Annotated in this window: 16 protein-coding genes; 5 read left to right on the top strand and 11 right to left on the bottom strand. The window is 60.7% G+C overall.

Going from position 1 to position 16,401, the window contains the following annotated elements:
- Window positions 1–129 precede the first annotated feature (129 nt).
- Complete coding sequence (locus GR197_RS24790; RefSeq protein WP_164014335.1) at window positions 130–1,167, top strand: glycoside hydrolase family 25 protein; 1,038 nt, start codon at window positions 130–132, stop codon at window positions 1,165–1,167.
- Window positions 1,168–1,298: 131 nt separating this feature from the next.
- On the opposite strand, the gene GR197_RS24785 is transcribed toward GR197_RS24790, so the two are convergent.
- Window positions 1,299–3,584: an FdhF/YdeP family oxidoreductase gene (locus GR197_RS24785; RefSeq protein WP_164014333.1), complete on the bottom strand. Its 2,286-nt coding sequence runs from the start codon at window positions 3,582–3,584 to the stop codon at window positions 1,299–1,301.
- 270 nt (window positions 3,585–3,854) lie between these two features.
- Here GR197_RS24785 and GR197_RS24780 point away from each other — a divergent pair, with 270 nt between their 5' ends.
- Complete coding sequence (locus tag GR197_RS24780) at window positions 3,855–4,160, top strand: flagellar basal body rod protein FlgC (RefSeq protein ID WP_164014331.1); 306 nt, start codon at window positions 3,855–3,857, stop codon at window positions 4,158–4,160.
- 68 nt (window positions 4,161–4,228) lie between these two features.
- On the top strand, window positions 4,229–4,873 hold the full coding sequence (locus tag GR197_RS24775; RefSeq protein ID WP_246724680.1) for an alpha/beta hydrolase: 645 nt from the start codon (window positions 4,229–4,231) through the stop codon (window positions 4,871–4,873).
- A gap of 13 nt (window positions 4,874–4,886) precedes the next feature.
- Here the strand turns inward: GR197_RS24775 and sufA are convergent, their stop codons facing one another.
- The 8 genes from sufA to GR197_RS24735 all read right to left on the bottom strand — a co-directional run bounded on the left by sufA (window position 4,887) and on the right by GR197_RS24735 (window position 12,429).
- Window positions 4,887–5,279 carry a Fe-S cluster assembly scaffold SufA gene (sufA, locus tag GR197_RS24770; protein WP_164014329.1) on the bottom strand — a complete coding sequence of 131 codons (393 nt, stop codon included), beginning with the start codon at window positions 5,277–5,279 and terminating at the stop codon, window positions 4,887–4,889.
- Between the two features lie 96 nt (window positions 5,280–5,375).
- Entirely contained in the window at window positions 5,376–5,756 is a 381-nt protein-coding gene (locus GR197_RS24765) for an SUF system Fe-S cluster assembly protein (RefSeq protein WP_164014327.1), read from the bottom strand.
- A gap of 12 nt (window positions 5,757–5,768) precedes the next feature.
- Complete coding sequence (locus GR197_RS24760; RefSeq protein ID WP_164014325.1) at window positions 5,769–7,010, bottom strand: cysteine desulfurase; 1,242 nt, start codon at window positions 7,008–7,010, stop codon at window positions 5,769–5,771.
- A 13-nt stretch (window positions 7,011–7,023) separates the two neighbouring features.
- The gene (gene sufD, locus GR197_RS24755; RefSeq protein ID WP_164014323.1) at window positions 7,024–8,298 is read right to left on the bottom strand and encodes a Fe-S cluster assembly protein SufD; all 1,275 of its coding nucleotides are present in this window, start codon (window positions 8,296–8,298) and stop codon (window positions 7,024–7,026) included.
- A gap of 24 nt (window positions 8,299–8,322) precedes the next feature.
- Entirely contained in the window at window positions 8,323–9,078 is a 756-nt protein-coding gene (gene sufC, locus GR197_RS24750) for a Fe-S cluster assembly ATPase SufC (RefSeq protein WP_164014321.1), read from the bottom strand.
- A gap of 101 nt (window positions 9,079–9,179) precedes the next feature.
- The gene (locus GR197_RS32500) at window positions 9,180–9,347 is read right to left on the bottom strand and encodes an endonuclease (protein ID WP_246724679.1); all 168 of its coding nucleotides are present in this window, start codon (window positions 9,345–9,347) and stop codon (window positions 9,180–9,182) included.
- Between the two features lie 231 nt (window positions 9,348–9,578).
- A complete protein-coding gene (gene sufB, locus GR197_RS24740) occupies window positions 9,579–11,048 on the bottom strand; it encodes a Fe-S cluster assembly protein SufB (protein ID WP_164014319.1) in 1,470 nt (489 codons plus the stop codon).
- Window positions 11,049–11,262: 214 nt separating this feature from the next.
- On the bottom strand, window positions 11,263–12,429 hold the full coding sequence (locus tag GR197_RS24735; RefSeq protein WP_164014317.1) for a cysteine desulfurase family protein: 1,167 nt from the start codon (window positions 12,427–12,429) through the stop codon (window positions 11,263–11,265).
- Window positions 12,430–12,645: 216 nt separating this feature from the next.
- On the opposite strand from GR197_RS24735, the gene GR197_RS24730 reads away from it, so the two are divergent.
- Window positions 12,646–13,323, top strand: a complete 678-nt coding sequence (locus tag GR197_RS24730; RefSeq protein WP_007629230.1) for an alpha/beta hydrolase — start codon at window positions 12,646–12,648, stop codon at window positions 13,321–13,323.
- A 146-nt stretch (window positions 13,324–13,469) separates the two neighbouring features.
- Window positions 13,470–14,645: an acyltransferase family protein gene (locus GR197_RS24725; RefSeq protein ID WP_164014315.1), complete on the top strand. Its 1,176-nt coding sequence runs from the start codon at window positions 13,470–13,472 to the stop codon at window positions 14,643–14,645.
- Here the strand turns inward: GR197_RS24725 and GR197_RS24720 are convergent.
- Together GR197_RS24720 and GR197_RS24715 are read right to left on the bottom strand one after the other, a co-directional pair.
- The gene (locus GR197_RS24720) at window positions 14,642–15,166 is read right to left on the bottom strand and encodes a GNAT family N-acetyltransferase (RefSeq protein WP_164014313.1); all 525 of its coding nucleotides are present in this window, start codon (window positions 15,164–15,166) and stop codon (window positions 14,642–14,644) included. The genes GR197_RS24725 and GR197_RS24720 overlap by 4 nt on opposite strands.
- Window positions 15,163–16,281: an anhydro-N-acetylmuramic acid kinase gene (locus GR197_RS24715; RefSeq protein ID WP_164014311.1), complete on the bottom strand. Its 1,119-nt coding sequence runs from the start codon at window positions 16,279–16,281 to the stop codon at window positions 15,163–15,165. The genes GR197_RS24720 and GR197_RS24715 overlap by 4 nt, the downstream gene beginning before the upstream one ends.
- Between the last annotated feature and the right edge of the window lie 120 nt (window positions 16,282–16,401).

Here is a 16,401-nt window from a genome sequence, read left to right as displayed (position 1 = left end):
GATGCCCGTTTCAAGGCAGTGGGTTCAAATTTAACCTTTCTTAGCAAGTCTCTGTTAGCAATTGAAAATGGGCGGTTTTTCTCCAGCAGGAATATTGCCGCCGACCTTTTGTTTTGCGTGCAGGTTCTCATGCGTTCATCGGCTTTGCCAGCAATCCTCCTTGCCGCCCTGATCCTGTCGGGATGCGCCGCCAGTTCCGGCGCCGAAGATGTGCTGGGCAACGTGCCGTCGCCGGAAACGACCAATGCGATCGCCAAGCCGAGCGGCCCGATACCGGCTGCCGCTGTCGGCGACACGGCACAGACAAGCGCCCCGCAGGAAGCCTTGAGCTGGACAGGACCGGTTCCCGACCCACAGGCGCTCGTGCCCCAGGACAGGCCGGTCGGCATGCCGATGCCGACGGAAAGGCCCGTCGCGATGCTCATGCCCACCAACCCGGGAATCGATCCCGATGTCGGCAGGAGATCGCCGTCACGCGGACAGATCTACGGCCACCGCTTCCGCGATGCCAAACCGATCAACTTCGGCTCCACCTCGCCGAGAAAGCTTGCCGTGCATGGCGTCGACGTGTCGCGCTGGCAGGGCGAGATCGATTGGGAGACGTTGCGCGGGCAAGGCGCCAATTTCGTCTACATCAAGGCGACGGACGGCGGCGATCACCTCGATCCGATGTTCAAGAAAAACTGGCGCCGCGCCAAGGAAGCCGGCCTGAAACACGGCGCCTATCACTTCTTCTACTGGTGCCGGACGGCAGGCGAACAGGCCGACTGGTTCATCCGCAACGTGCCGAGGGAAGCAAACGCGCTTCCGCCCGTCATCGACGTCGAATGGAATGGCGAATCGAGCTGCAAGCGCCGCATATCCCCCGCCCGCGTCCGGGAAAAGATGCAGGTGTTCATGGACAAACTGGAGCGCTATTACGGCCAGCGGCCGATCATCTACACGGCGCCGGATTTCTACCGCGACAATTTGAAGGGTCAGATGCTCGACTATCCCTTCTGGCTGCGCTCGGTGGCCGCTCACCCCTCCAAAGTCTACCCTGACCGCAAATGGCTCTTCTGGCAATATTCCGGTTCCGGTCTCTCCGAAGGCGTCGAAGGCAAGATCGACCTCAACGTGTTCAACGGCAACGAAAGCGATTGGCACGACTGGGTGGCGTCGCGATAATGCATGTCGCCGGGAAGTGTGCCGCGGTTCCCGGATAACGACATGCATAAAAACAAAGAGCTAAAACGCGTCGAATGAATCAAGTTACATGCGACGCGCTTTAACTTGAGGCCGGCAAGCGCCTGCCCCGCTTATGCCGACTTCAGCACCTTCACAGGCACACCCTTATAGGCAGGGGTTCCCGATTTTCGGTCGTAATCGGCAAGCGCGATGACCCTGTTCATCTCGGGATAATATCCAGCCACCGACCCGGCCGGAATGTCGTAGGCCACCGCGGTGAAGCCTTTGACCGACTTGTTGCCTGTTTCCCCAACCGATTCGATATCGACCCTGTCGCCATCGGTCAGGCCACGCGCGGAAAGATCGTTGCTGTTCATGAAGAGGATATCACGGCGGCCGAAGACGCCCCGATAGCGGTCGTCGAGGCTGTAGATCGTCGTATTGTACTGGTCGTGACTGCGCAGCGTCGTCAGAACCAGCGTGTCCGCGTCGACAAGCCGGGGATCTTCTTCCAGTCCCGGCGCCACGAGGAAATGCGCCTTGCCTGAAGGCGTGAGCCATTGCCGGTCGGCGGCCTCGACCGTCAGCCGGAAGCCGCCGGGTGTCCTGACCCTGGTGTTGAAGTCATGAAAATCGGGAAAGACGACCGCGATCTTTTCCCGAATACGGCTGTAATCACCAACCATCCCGTCCCAATCGATATCGTATTTGCCGCCGAGCGTTGCCTTGGCGATACCAGCGATGATCGCAGGCTCGGAGCGAAGCTGCTCGCCCGGCGGCTTCAGGAAACCGCGCGAGGCATGCACCATCGACATGGAATCCTCGACGGTCACCGATTGCGGTCCGGTCTTCTGGATGTCCTGGTCGGTGCGGCCGAGAACGGGAAAAATGATCGAGGTCCGGGCGATCAACAGGTGCGAGCGATTGAGTTTCGTCGCGATGTGAACGGCAAGGTCGAGCTTGCGCATGCCTGTGAACGTCGCGTCCGGATCGGATATCGCCACGGCCAGATTGCCGCCGAGGCAGATCAGCGCCTTCGACCGGCCCGCGATGATCGCCTCGATGGCTTCGACGGCGTTATGGCCCTTCTCCTCCGGCGGGCGGAAACCGAAGGCCTTTTCCATGCCGTCGAGCAGCGCCTTATTGGGGATTTCGGTGATCCCGACCGTGCGGTCGCCCTGAACGTTCGAATGTCCCCGCAGCGGGCAGATGCCGGCGCCCTGGCGGCCGATATTCCCCCGCAGCATCAGGAAATTGGCCAGCTGCTGCACGTTGGCGGTGCCGTGGCTGTGCTGGGTGATGCCCATGCCGTAGCAGAGGATGACGTTGCGGGCATTCAGATAGACGTCGACAGCACTATCCAGCGCTTCGAACGTCAGGCCCGATTTCCTGAGGATCGAAGCCCACTCCGTCTGTACCACATCGGCCTTGAGAGCCTCCAGCCCGATCGTGTGTCCCTCAATGAACTCGCGATCGAGAAAGCCCTTGCCGCCTGCGGCGATATCGGCGTCGTCGCGTTCGAAGATCCGCTTCATCATCCCCTTGAGGGCCGCAAGATCTCCGCCGGTGCGGACCTGGTGATAGGCCGATGCGATCGGCGTCGACGACATCATCGCCATTTCTACCGGGTTCTGCGGTGCTGCGAATTTTTCGAGAGCCCGTTCTTTCAAGGGATTGAAGACCACGATCGGAACGCCGCGCCTCGCGGCATCGTGCAGCGTGGTCATCATCCGGGGATGGTTGGTGCCCGGATTGTGACCGAAGCTAAAGATGGCATCGGCATGATCGAAATCCTCGAGCGTCACCGTGCCCTTGCCGACCCCGATCGAGTCGGGCAGCCCGACGCTGGTCGCCTCATGGCACATGTTTGAGCAGTCGGGAAAATTGTTGGTGCCGTAAGCCCTGACGAACAGCTGGAACAGAAATGCCGCCTCGTTCGAGGCGCGTCCCGACGTGTAGAATTCGGCCATGTCAGGGTCGGGCAGTTTGCGCAGTTCGTCGCCGATCAGCGCAAAGGCCTCGTCCCAGCCGATCGGCAGGTAGTGGTCGCTGACATGGTCATAGATCAGCGGATGCGTCAGGCGGCCCTGGTCTTCCAGCTGGTGGTCGTTCCATTGCCAGAGTTCGGCAACGCCGTGCGTCGCGAAAAAGTCGGGTCCAGCGCGCTTTGCCGTCGATTCCCAGGTGATCGCCTTGGCACCGTTTTCGCAGAATTCGAATGAGCTCGTATGTTTGGGATCGGGCCAAGCGCAGCCGGGGCAATCGAAACCCTCGGGCTGATTGGCTTTCAGCAGCGTCGCAGCACCCTGGGCGATGACCTGCTGGCGTGCAAGGGTTTCGGCAACGGCTTTGAGTGCACCCCAGCCACCGGCAGGGGCCGTATATGTCTCGATGCCTTCCGGCCGCTTCTTGGTCATCACCTGCTCCACAAATCCACGCGAAGGCCGCAGCCTGTCATCCAGCAATGTATGGCACTGCCATACATCGGGATAGGTGGTGGACATGCTGAAATCGATCGGCACATGCCGCCGGCTCTACCGCCGCCGCCCTCACTATCATCCCGTTCCAATCCGGAACAGATATGGCCACACAACCTCCGACCTGAAGGTCTTCGCTAACGCTACGCCTTCAGCATTCCCTAAGCCCTTGCCGGTAAAAAACGATCATCCAGTTCTGGGGAAACGCTGATGAGCATATCGGGCATTGCGAACACTGCTCTTTCGGGAATGCGGGCGCAGGCGACGCGGATCGGCGCGATCGCCAACAACATCGCAAACACCAGTACACCGGATTATGCCAGGCTGAACACCAGCCTCACATCCGTCGAACCGAGCGGTGTCCAGGCCGTCGTCATCCCCACAACATCGGATGTCGATCCGGCCACCGAACTGACCGACCTGATCGGAGCCGAGCAGAGCTACAAGGCCAACGCCGTGGTTTTCGACACCGGCGCCGACATGTGGGAAATGCTGATGAGCATCAAGCGCGACTGAGTCCGAGCCGAAAAGTCGCGATGCTGTTATAATCCCGTCTTGAATCAAACCTATGCCGATCCGCGCCAATGACGCGGATCGATGCCATGCCGGAATGTCAGGATTTCGTTTTTATCAGAGGAAGAGCTGAACTCGGTTCGGCCCCACTGGTGCTGCTGCATGGAAGCGGCATGCATGAACGCAATCTCATCGCCCTTGCCGACAGGGTCGGGCCGGATCGTCCCTATCTGGCGCTAAGGGGCGCGGTCGAATGGGAAGAAGGTTTTGCGTTCTTCCGGCGGAACCCCGACCGGACGCTTGACTACGCCGACCTCTTCAACGAGACCCATCACCTCGCCGATTTTCTTGCGAAGGCCGCGACAACCGGGCTCCTGAAGCGGCCGCCTGTGCTGCTCGGCTTTTCGAACGGCGCGATCATCGCCGCCTCGATCCTGCTGCATCGCCAGGAAACCGTAGCCGGGGCCATCCTGCTGCGGCCACTATCCCCGGCACCAGCCGCCGATTTTCCGGACCTCAGAAACCATCTCATCCTCATTCTGGCAGGCGAACGCGACAAGCGGCGCGCGCCTGAGGACGTTGTGCTCATCAGGGATCAGATTGAAAAAAGCGGTGCCGGCGTCACAACCAGACTGGTCCCGACCAGCCATGATCTCGGCGACGACGAGCCGGATTTCATCAGGAATTGGCTGGCGGAGAATTTCCCGCCAGACTGAAAGACCGCAGGTGTCAGGAATGCGCCGGTTCGTTTTGGCGCTGTCCGGCAAGGGCCGCGAGATCGGCGGGCTTCAGTTCGACGGATTCGCCGCAGCCGCAGGCCGATGTCTGGTTCGGATTGGTGAAGGTGAAGCCGGAGCGCAGCGTCGTCTGCTCGAAGCCCATTTCGGTTCCGAGCAGATAGAGCACGGCTGATGGTTCGACCCAGACCCTGGCGCCGTCGCGTTCGATCAAATCGTCCTTGGCATTGGGCTCGGTCACCAGGTCGATGGTATATTCCATCCCGGCGCAGCCGCCCTTCTTGATGCCGACACGCACCCCCTTGGCCTCCGGCCCCGAGTTCTCGACGATCGCCTTGACGCGGGCCGCAGCCCCATCCGTCATGCTCATAATTGCAAAGCCCATGGGCCTCATCTCCTTCCGCAACCGGGGTCAAGATCCGGCGCTTCGTGATTCAAATGTAGTCGTCGCAAGTAAACGGATCAATACCACGGTACTGTATCAGTACCAGCCGACCGCGACCTGCGCCTCTTCGGACATGCGCTCCGGCGTCCACGGCGGATCGAAGGTCATTGCCACTTCGACACCCGATACGCCTTCGACGGCGCCGACGGCATTTTCGACCCAGCCCGGCATCTCGCCGGCAACCGGGCAGCCTGGGGCGGTCAGCGTCATCATGATTTTCACCATCCGGTCGTCCTCGATGTCGATCTTGTAGATCAGACCGAGTTCGAAAATGTCGGCCGGAATTTCCGGATCGTAGACGGTCTTCAGCGCGCTGATGACGTCGTCGCTGAGCCGCGCCAGCTCATCGGCCGGAATGCTGGAATGCACGATGCCTTCGCGCACGTCGATCTTCTGTTCGCTTTCGTCCAGGCTCATCACGGACACTCCTCAAGCAAAGAACTTGCGCGCATATTCAAGCGCATCGGCCAGGGCATCGACCTCGGCGCGGGTATTGTACATGCCGAAGGATGCACGGCATGTGGAGGTGACGCCGAAGCGTTTCAAGAGCGGCATGGCGCAATGCGTGCCGGCCCGCACAGCAACGCCCTGCCGGTCGATCACCATCGAGACGTCATGGGCATGGATGCCGGCAAGTTCGAAGGAAAAGATACTGCCCTTGTCGGGCGCCGTTCCGAACACCCGCAGCGAATTGACCGATTTCAGCCGTTCCACAGCATAAGAGGCAAGATCGGCCTCATGGCGGGCGATCGCCTCGCGGCCGACCTTCTCCATATAGTCGAGCGCATAGCCGAGCCCGATCGCCTGGACGATCGGCGGCGTGCCGGCCTCGAAGCGATGCGGCGGATCATTGTAGGTGACAGCATCCTCGGCAACTTCGAAAATCATCTCGCCGCCGCCCTGGAACGGGCGCATCTGCAAAAGCCGCTCCTTCTTGCCGTAGAGCACGCCGATGCCGGATGGCCCGTAGAGCTTGTGGCCGGTCATAACGTACCAGTCGCAATCGATATCCTGCACATCCACCGGCAGATGCACGGCACCCTGGCTGCCGTCGATCAGCACGGGAATGCCGCGCTCATGCGCAATCCGGCAGACTTCCTTAACGGGAACGATGGTGCCGAGCGCATTCGACATATGGGTGATGGCGACGAGCTTGGTGCGCTCCGTCAGGCTCTTTTCGAAATCCTCGATATGGAAGGCGCCCTCGTCGTCGACCGGCACCCAGACCAGCTTGGCGCCCTGCCGCTCGCGGATGAAGTGCCAGGGCACGATGTTGGAATGGTGCTCCATGATCGTCAGGACGATTTCGTCGCCTTCGCCGATCTCAGGCATGCCCCAGCCATAGGCGACGGTGTTGATCGCCTCAGTCGAATTCTTGGTGAAAACGATGTCGTTGACCGAAGGGGCATTGAGGAAGCGGCGCACCTTCTCGCGCGCTGCCTCATAGGCATCGGTGGCGGCATTGGAGAGATAGTGCAGGCCGCGATGCACATTGGCATATTCGTGGCTGTAGGCATGCGATATGGCGTCGATCACCACCTGCGGCTTCTGCGCCGAGGCGCCATTGTCGAGATAGACCAGCGGCTTGCCGTGCACCTTCTCCGCCAGGATCGGAAAATCCCGGCGGATGGCTTCGACGTCGTATGGCGTGGCCGGCACGATCTTATCCATTGCTATTATCCGATCAGGCGTGCTTTTCGAGCCAGGCCGAAATCACGCCTTCCAGCGCTTCGACCAGGGCCTCGTCTTCCAGTTCCTCGACGATCTCGGCGACGAAAGCGTTGACGAGCATCGCCCGCGCCTTGTTCTCCGGAATGCCGCGCGCCATCAGATAGTAGAGATGGTTGGCGTCGATATCGGTCACCGTCGCTCCATGGCCGCACTGCACGTCGTCGGCGAAGATCTCGAGCTCGGGCTTGACCGAGAATTCGGCATCGTCCGACATCAGCAACGTGTTGCAGGCCATCTTGGCGTCGGTCTTCTGCGCATCCGGCGCCACCCGGATCATGCCCTGGAAAACACCCTTGGCGCGGTCGAAGACGACGTTGCGGATCACTTCGGTCGAGCCGGTGTGCGGAACGTCGTGGCCGAGCACCATCGTTACGTCGGTATGGCTCTCACCGCCGAGCAGGTTGATGCCGCGCAACGTCAGATCGGCGCCCTCGCCGGTTACCTTGATATGCAGCTCCTGGCGCACCAATTTGCCGCCGGCGTTGATGACGAACAGGCGCAGCTTGGCGTCGGCGCCGAGATCGATGCGGATCTGGCCGAGATGCGTATCCTCGGCTCCCTGCTGCTGCAGGATGATCCAGGTCAGTTCGGCGCCCTCGCCGATCGTGATGTCACTGACGTGGGACACCAGTGCCGCATCGCCGGTCACCGCAAGGTGACGCTCGATGACGGTTGCCTTGGTACCGGCACCGAAGGCAACGGGAAGGCGTGTATGCACCTGCCCGCCGGCATGGACGAACTGGATTTCGAGCGGAGCTTCAAACTCGGTATCGGCAGGCACGTCGACGACATAACCATCGCGCACGAAGCTGCCATTGATGCGCCCAACCGCGTCGTCGCTGTCAAGTGCGTCGAGCCCGTCCGCGGCAGAGCCGTCGAGCAGATGTTCGCTATAGGCTGAAACGCCAAGACCGTCGGCGGCAGCCTTCTGGTTGGCATGGCCCTGGATCACCGCCAGCACCGTCGAGCCGGCAACCAGCGGCTCAAGCGCGTCGGAGCCGGCGTCGCCGACCTGCGGCGGCAAGGCCCGCAGCAGGTTTTTCAGATCGGTGTAATGCCAGGCTTCGATGCGCCGCGTCGGCAGGCCGGCCTTCTTCAGATCGTCGAGAAGCCGGTCGCGCAGCGCGGTCACCGCGCCATTGCCCGGCAGATCGCCGATCTGATGGTTGAATGCTTCGATCAGCGCGGTTTCAGCCACGGTCAGGCGGCTCGTCGTCTGCATGTTCATGGACGTCGTCCTTTCCACCCGAACTCAGGCCGCCGCGCCGATGATGTCGGCATAGCCGTTGGCCTCAAGCTCATGCGCCAGCGTCTTGTCGCCCGACTTGATCACCTGGCCCTTGTAGAGCACGTGGACGGTGTCCGGCACGATATAGTCGAGCAGCCGCTGGTAGTGGGTGATGACCACGACGGCGCGGTCCGGCGAGCGCAGCGCGTTGACGCCGTCGGCGACGATCTTCAGCGCGTCGATGTCGAGGCCGGAATCGGTTTCGTCGAGTACGCAGAGCTTCGGCTCCAGCAGCGCCATCTGCAGGATCTCAGCGCGCTTCTTCTCGCCGCCGGAGAAGCCGACGTTGAGCGGCCGCTTCAGCATCTCGGTATTGATCTGCAGCTTTCCAGCCGCATCCTTGACCCGGCGCATGAAATCCGGCGTCGTCAGCTCGTCCTCGCCGCGCGCCTTGCGCTGCTCGTTCATCGCCACCTTCAGGAACTGCATGGTGGCGACACCCGGAATTTCCACAGGATACTGGAAGGCGAGAAAGATGCCCTTGGTGGCGCGTTCGGCCGGATTGAGTTCGAGAATGCTCTCGCCATTGTAGAGAATGTCGCCCTCGGTGACTTCATAGTCGCTGCGGCCGGACAGCACGTAGGAGAGCGTCGACTTGCCGGAGCCGTTCGGCCCCATGATCGCGGCAACTTCGCCCGCCTTCACCGTCAGGTTCAGGCCACGGATGATCTCGGTGCCGTCTTCGGCAATGCGGGCATGGAGGTTTCTGATTTCAAGCATCTTTGGTTCCTATTCATACAGCGGTTTCAAGGGCCGCCCGATTGACCGTTCGCACCGGTCTCGATCCGTCATCCTCGGGCTTGTCCCGAGGATCTAAGCCTTCAATTATAATCGCTCCACTCCCGCGTATTGGGATGCGGTCGATAGACATTCTCAATTTCATCGATCCGCTCGTAAAGGTCGATCCAGGTCGGATTGAGCTCCTCGACGAGCTTGATTTTCCATTCACGCAGGTAGCGCTTCAGAGATTTCTCTCGCTGGATCGCCAACACGATATTCGGATGGTACTCAAACCAGACGAGATTTTTTGCGCTGTACCTCTGCGTGAAACCCTTCTGGATTTCGTTGCGGTGCTCCCATATGCGACCGTGCAAATCACTGGTAACGCGTGTAGATCACGCCCCGTGGCTTGTCGGACATCATATAGACGAAACCAGTCATCCTTGTCCTCTGGCCGCAGCAGATCCTCGGGACAAGCCCGAGGATGACGGAGACCGTGTTTAGCCGACGCTACCTTCCAGCGAAATGCTGATCAGTTTCTGCGCCTCGACCGCGAATTCCATCGGCAGTTCCTGCAGCACTTCCTTGACGAAACCGTTGACGATCAGCGCGATCGCCGCTTCTGTGGGGATGCCGCGCTGCAGGCAGTAGAACAGCTGGTCCTCGGAGATCTTCGAGGTCGTCGCTTCATGCTCGAACTGCGCCGTCGAATTCTTCGCCTCGATGTAAGGCACCGTATGGGCGCCGCACTTGTCGCCGATCAGCAGCGAATCGCACTGGGTAAAATTGCGCGCGTTCGACGCCTTGCGGTGAGCCGAAACCTGGCCGCGATAGGTGTTGTTAGACACGCCGGCGGCGATGCCCTTGGAGACGATGCGGCTCGACGTGTTCTTGCCGAGATGGATCATCTTGGTGCCGCTGTCGATCTGCTGATGGCCGTTGGAGACCGCGATCGAATAGAACTCGCCTCTGGAGTCATCGCCGCGCAGAATGCAAGACGGATATTTCCAGGTGATCGCCGAGCCGGTTTCGACCTGCGTCCAGGAGATCTTCGAGCGGTCGCCGCGGCAATCGCCGCGCTTGGTGACGAAGTTGTAGATGCCGCCCTTGCCGTTCTTGTCGCCGGGATACCAGTTCTGCACCGTCGAATACTTGATTTCGGCATCGTCGAGCGCCACGAGTTCGACCACGGCTGCATGCAGCTGGTTTTCGTCGCGCTGCGGCGCCGTGCAGCCTTCGAGATAGGAGACGTAGGCGCCCTCTTCCGCAATGATCAGCGTGCGCTCGAACTGGCCGGTGCCCTTCTCGTTGATGCGGAAATAGGTGGAAAGCTCCATCGGGCAGCGAACGCCCTTCGGCACGAAAACGAAGGAACCGTCGGTAAAGACCGCCGAATTCAGCGTCGCGTAATAATTGTCCGTCGTCGGCACGACCGAACCGAGATATTTCCGGACGAGATCGGGATATTCGCGGATGGCTTCCGAGATCGACATGAAGATCACGCCGGCCTTCTTCAGCTCTGCCTTGAAGGTGGTGACGACCGAGACGCTGTCGAAAACCGCGTCGACGGCGATCTTCGGCCTCTCGACACCGGCCAGGATCTCCTGCTCACGCAACGGGATGCCGAGCTTCTCATAGACCTTCAACAGCTCCGGATCGACCTCGTCGAGCGATTTCGGACCCGGCGTGCTCTTCGGCGCGGCGTAATAATAGATGTCGTTGAAATCGATCTTCGGATAGTCGACGCGCGCCCAGTTCGGCTCTTCCAGCGTCAGCCAGCGGCGATAAGCCTCGAGGCGCCATTCCAGCATCCACTCCGGCTCCTGCTTCTTGGCCGAAATGAAGCGAATGATATCCTCGGACAGGCCTTTCGGCGCCTTATCCATTTCGATGACGGTCTCGAAACCGTATTTGTACTGGTCGACATCGATCAGGCGGACCTGGTCGATCGTTTCCTGCACGGCAGCCATTTCGTTCTCCAATCTCGCCGGATACAAGGTCCGGCAGCTTGTAACGCATGGGCAATTCTCTTGCCCCTGATGTCGGGCAATTCGTTGCCCTGATATGAGGGCAATCCGTTGCCCTGATGCAGAGCAACCTCTTACCCTGATGTAGGTGGCCAAAAGGGACTTTTCAGCCCGATTGGCAAGCGGAAATTTGCGTTTCCGCAAGTTTATGACGCGGTCAGGCCGCCTCGCCCGCCGACCTTCGCCGGCAGGCGATCTTCGCGAAAGCCGCAATCGCCCTGTCGACATCCTCTTCCGTCGTCGAAAAGCCGAGAGAAATGCGTAAGCCCCCGAGCTTGGCGTCGCGGCCCATCGCCGTCAGCACATGGCTTTCGCCGAGCCGACCGGATGAGCAAGCCGAGCCTGCCGAAAGCGCCACGCCCTCGAGATCGAAGGCGATCTGCCCGGTCTCGGCCTTCAGCCCTGGCAGAGTGAAAAAGATCGTATTGACGACACGCTCGCCGCCCTCGCCATGGATCATCACATCGGATGCCGCATCGCGCATGCCGGCTTCAAGCCGTTCGCGCAGAGCGCCGATTTCCGCATTGCGCGCCTCGAGTTCGTCGGCCGCGGCTTCCGCCGCCGCGCCGAAGCCGATCAGCGCCAGTGAGTTCTGTGTCCCTGAGCGGTGACCACGCTCCTGCCCGCCGCCTTGGATCAGCGGCCGCGGCATCAGCGCCTCGCCACGGGCAATCAACGCACCAGCGCCCTTCGGCCCGCCGATCTTATGCGAGGAAACGATCATGAAATCGGCGCCGATCTTGCCGATATCAAGCCCGATGCGGCCGGCCGCCTGAACGGCGTCGACGACGAAGAGCCCGCCATGGGCGTGGACGATCTTTGCCGCCGCCTCCACCGGCTGGACGATGCCGGTCTCGTTGTTGACGAGCATGACCGCGACCATCGGCAGGCCGGCGGCCTTGTCATGCGCATTGAGCAGCGCGCCGAGCGCATCGAGATCGACGATGCCAGCTGAAGTGACCGGGATCTCGGTCATCTTCTCCTTGGCGAAGCGGCCGCCTTCGCGCACCGCCGGATGCTCGATTGCCGAAAAATAGAGGCGGCCGAGCTGAATCGGCGTGCGGCCCATGCGGAAATCCAGTGTCAGCACCAGATTGGCGGCCTCGGTGGCGCCGCTGGTAAAGACCACATTGCCGGCGTCGGTGCCGACCATTGCCGCCACTTTGCGCCGCGCACATTCGATTGCGGCGCGGGCGGCACGGCCTTCGCCGTGAACGGAATTCGGATTGCCGAATATGTCGATGGCGCGCATGATCGCCGCGCGTGCTGCCGGGTGCAGAGGCGCTGTGGCATTCCAGTCGAGATAAAGGCGTGGCGGCGCCATGATCTTCAGTCCTGCGCTTGACGAGCTTGCTTTAGCAGCCGCGGTTCATTTTTCTTGAAATTTCCGCCGGGCTTGCCTTATGACACATTCACGATGCGTGGATCGCCATGCAAGTTTCGAATTGTTCTAAACTGCGTTTTAGAAAAGCTGACAACACTAGTCAAGTCATGTTGTCGTCCGACGCCGCGCGAACGCGAAATAAAACCCGGAGTACCAATGCCCGAAGTTATTTTCAACGGCCCAGCCGGCCGTCTTGAAGGCCGCTACCAGCCCTCCAAGGAAAAAAGCGCGCCCATCGCCCTGATTCTCCATCCGCATCCGCAGTTCGGCGGCACGATGAACAATCAGATCGTCTATCAGCTCTTCTACATGTTCCAGAAGCGCGGATTCACGACGCTGCGCTTCAATTTCCGGGGCATCGGCCGCAGCCAGGGCGAATTCGACCACGGCGCTGGCGAACTCTCGGATGCCGCCTCGGCGCTCGATTGGGTGCAGAGCCTGCACCCCGATTCTAAGACCTGTTGGGTCGCCGGCTATTCCTTCGGCTCCTGGATCGGCATGCAGTTGCTGATGCGTCGGCCGGAGATCGAAGGCTTCATGTCGATTTCGCCGCAGCCGAATACCTACGACTTCTCCTTCCTGGCGCCCTGCCCCTCCTCCGGCCTGATCATCAACGGCGAGGCCGACAAGGTCGCGCCGGAAAAAGACGTCAACGGCCTTGTGGAGAAGCTGAAGACTCAGAAGGGAATTCTGATTACCCATCGCACCGTTTCCAACGCCAACCACTTCTTCAACGGCCAGGTGGAAACGCTGATGGGCGAATGCGAGGATTACCTCGACCGCCGCCTCAACGGCGAACTGGTGCCGGAGCCGGCGGCCAAGCGGATCCGCTAACGCCGCAAGCAGAGCCGGTCGTCCCCAAGCGGAACCGGTCCGGGACACCACAGGCCCCTTTGTGCCGGAACAGATCACCTACCGTGTTGCAATCTATATTGCAGTGCGGTAGGTTCCTCGCGATCCTAACTAAAGCGAGGTCCGCAATGACCAAGTCGTTCGGGGAAGTCCTGGATAAGTATAGGGGTATCGGTCCGGGGTTCGACTTTCTTCGAATTGGGCTCGCCTTTTCTATCGTATTGACCCATTCCTTTTTGCTGACGAGGAGTGATGCCTTCATCAGGGGGTCGGTATTCTGGTTTACCGAATACGCTCTTGTTCCGATGTTTTTCGCCTTGAGCGGATTTCTGATCGCCGGCAGCGCCCAGCGACTGAGCCTGCGGAATTTCCTGATCAATCGCGGCTTGCGCATCGTCCCGGCGCTTGCCGTCGATATCGTCGTTTGTTCGCTGATCATCGGGCCGATCATAACGATCGTCTATCACTCCGAATATTTTACCGACCCGCGATTTTTCAAATACTTCCTGAATATCCTCGGCTGGATCCATTACGAGTTGCCGGGTGTTTTCCAGGATAATCCGAGCCAGCGTGTCAACGGCGCGCTCTGGACGGTTCCCTGGGAGATTTTCTGCTACATCATCATGTCGGTCCTGATGGTCACCGCCATCGTCAAGACCCGCTATAAGCTGCTCGCCGTCACGGCCGCCTATATCGTCATCGGCCTCATCGTGCAGAAGATGCCCTATCTGTTCCCTGGCTCGATCAAGCCGATCGCGCGCTTCCTGTTCATGAGCCGAGGCTCTCAGCTGATAACGGCGTTCATGATGGGCATCGTCGTCTTTCAGTTCAAAGCGGTCATTCCGTATTCCCGCTGGCTATTCGCCGCCGCCTGCCTGGTTTGCCTCGTCGCCATTCTCACCCTCGACAGCCGGGCTGTGGAATCGGTGATCAACCGGCCGATCGTCATCACTTCCCTTGTCTATATCACCGTCTTCATCGGTCTGTCGGAGGTGCCTATTCCAGCCTTTTTCAGGAAAGGCGATTATTCCTACGGCGTCTACCTCTACCATGATCCGTTCCTGCAGATCTGGATCAGCGCGTTTCCCTCGGTGTTTCTCTATCCGAAATATGGTGCGCTGGCGCTCTATCTCGTCGGCCTGCCCTCGGCCCTCGCCGTCGCAGTCTTGTCCTGGCATTTCATCGAGAAGCCGATCCTCGGCCTTCGCAAGAAGTTCTCGTTCATCGCCCAGGTCAGGGGCGTCGAGGATGGCAACCAGGCTGGGCGCGGGTCCAATGTCCGGCCGGTCGCCGTAAAGAGTTAGATCTTTACCGTCCGCATATCGGCGGTGAGTTCGAAAGCCGTGTCAAGCACGCCATCGATAAGGATCGGCCCGCGTTCGCGCATGCCGATCTTTGCAAGGACGCGCTGCGAAGCGAGGTTTTCGGGATGCGTGAAGGCGATGAAGCCTGATGCAAACCGCCTCTCCAAGAACCAGGCGGCCAGCGCGCTTGCGGCTTCCGTTGCCAGGCCCTTGCCCCACGCCGCCTCGCACAGGGAATAACCGAGTTCGAATTCTTCGCTCCTGAAACGCGAAATGCCGGCGCGGCCGACGAAGCTGCCGTCTTCGGCAAGAAGCTTGTATTTGGTCGTGCCATCGCGTGCCTGCTCCTCGAACCAGCCCCGCAGCCGCTCCTCGGCCTTCTCGCGGCTCCACGGCGCATTGCCTGGAAGGTATCGGGTCGTCGCCATCGTTGAATGCAGCTGCTGCACCAGCATCGCATCGCCTTCATCCCACATGACGAAGCGGAGCCGCGGCGTCTTCAGGATGACCCTCTCGCTCATGGCCTTGCCAGCACCCCGCCGCTGACGGGAGCGCCGACCCCCGTCGTGCCGGGAAATGTCAATGGCAGCCCGTCCAGCGAGCGGACGGCGAGATAGGCCCAGGCCTCGGCCTCCATCGCGTCGCCGTCGAAGCCGGCCTCTTCGGCGGTCAATACCTTCGACCCCAGCGCTTCGGCCATCGCCGAAAACTCCGCCATCAAGGTGCCGTTCAGCCGCCCGCCGCCGCAGACGATATAGGTCGACGGCGTTTCGGGCAGAAAACCGGCGGATTTGACGATCGACGCGGCGGCGACATGCGCCAGCGTCCGGGCGCCGTCCTCAAGGCTCGCCTCCCCAACCCGCAGCGGCGCGAAATCGCCGCGATCGAGCGAACGGCGGATATTGCCGCGAAAAAACGGGCTTTCCAGATATCGGTCCGCGAGAGCGGCGGCCACCCTGCCGCGTCCGCCGATCTCGCCGCCAGGATCATAGGTTTTGCCGGCCTGCATCTCCACCCACTGGTCGATTAGCGTATTGCCCGGACCGCTGTCGAAGGCCGATATCCGGCCGTCCGTACCGATGAAGGTCAGATTGGAGATGCCGCCGATATTGACGAAACACACCGCCTGTCCCGCCGGCTGGAATTTCCCCGCGAGCGCTGCGTGATAGGCAGGCACCAGCGGCGCGCCCTGGCCGCCGTGAACCATATCGTTGGCCCGCATGTCATAAACCACCGATATGCCGGTTCGGCGCGCCAATTCCTCGCCGTCGCCGATCTGGATCGTCAGCCCCTCGTCGGGTCGGTGAAGCACCGTCTGGCCATGGAAGCCAAGAACGTCGATATCACCGGCGGTCAACCCGAAACGCTCCAGGAATGCCGTCACGGCAACTGCATGCCGTTGGGTAAGCTCATGCTCGATCTCGCCAAGCTCAGTGGGCCGCTCGTTCCTGTCGGTCAGCGGCCGCGCCAGTTCCAGCGCCCGTTTCAGCCGCTCACGAAAATCGGCGTCATAGGGCACCCCCATGAACGGCCCATGCTCGATGAAGCCGCGACCGTCGGTTCTGAGCAGCGCAACGTCGATTCCGTCCATCGACGTGCCGCTCATCAGGCCGATCGCGGTTCTGATGACATCCATGCGGCTTGCCTCCCATGCGATTCCCGGATGCACTTTTATAAAAACAGTGCTAAACGCGCCGCGACAGATCAACAACAACGAACTTGCGTGAAGCCATATAGGTCAAGCGCAGACACCAAG

The organism is Rhizobium phaseoli (assembly GCF_010668805.1).
GTDB lineage: Bacteria > Pseudomonadota > Alphaproteobacteria > Rhizobiales > Rhizobiaceae > Rhizobium > Rhizobium phaseoli_A.
Note: the sequence above shows the minus strand (reverse complement) of the source record. Positions and strands in the feature narration are given on the sequence as shown.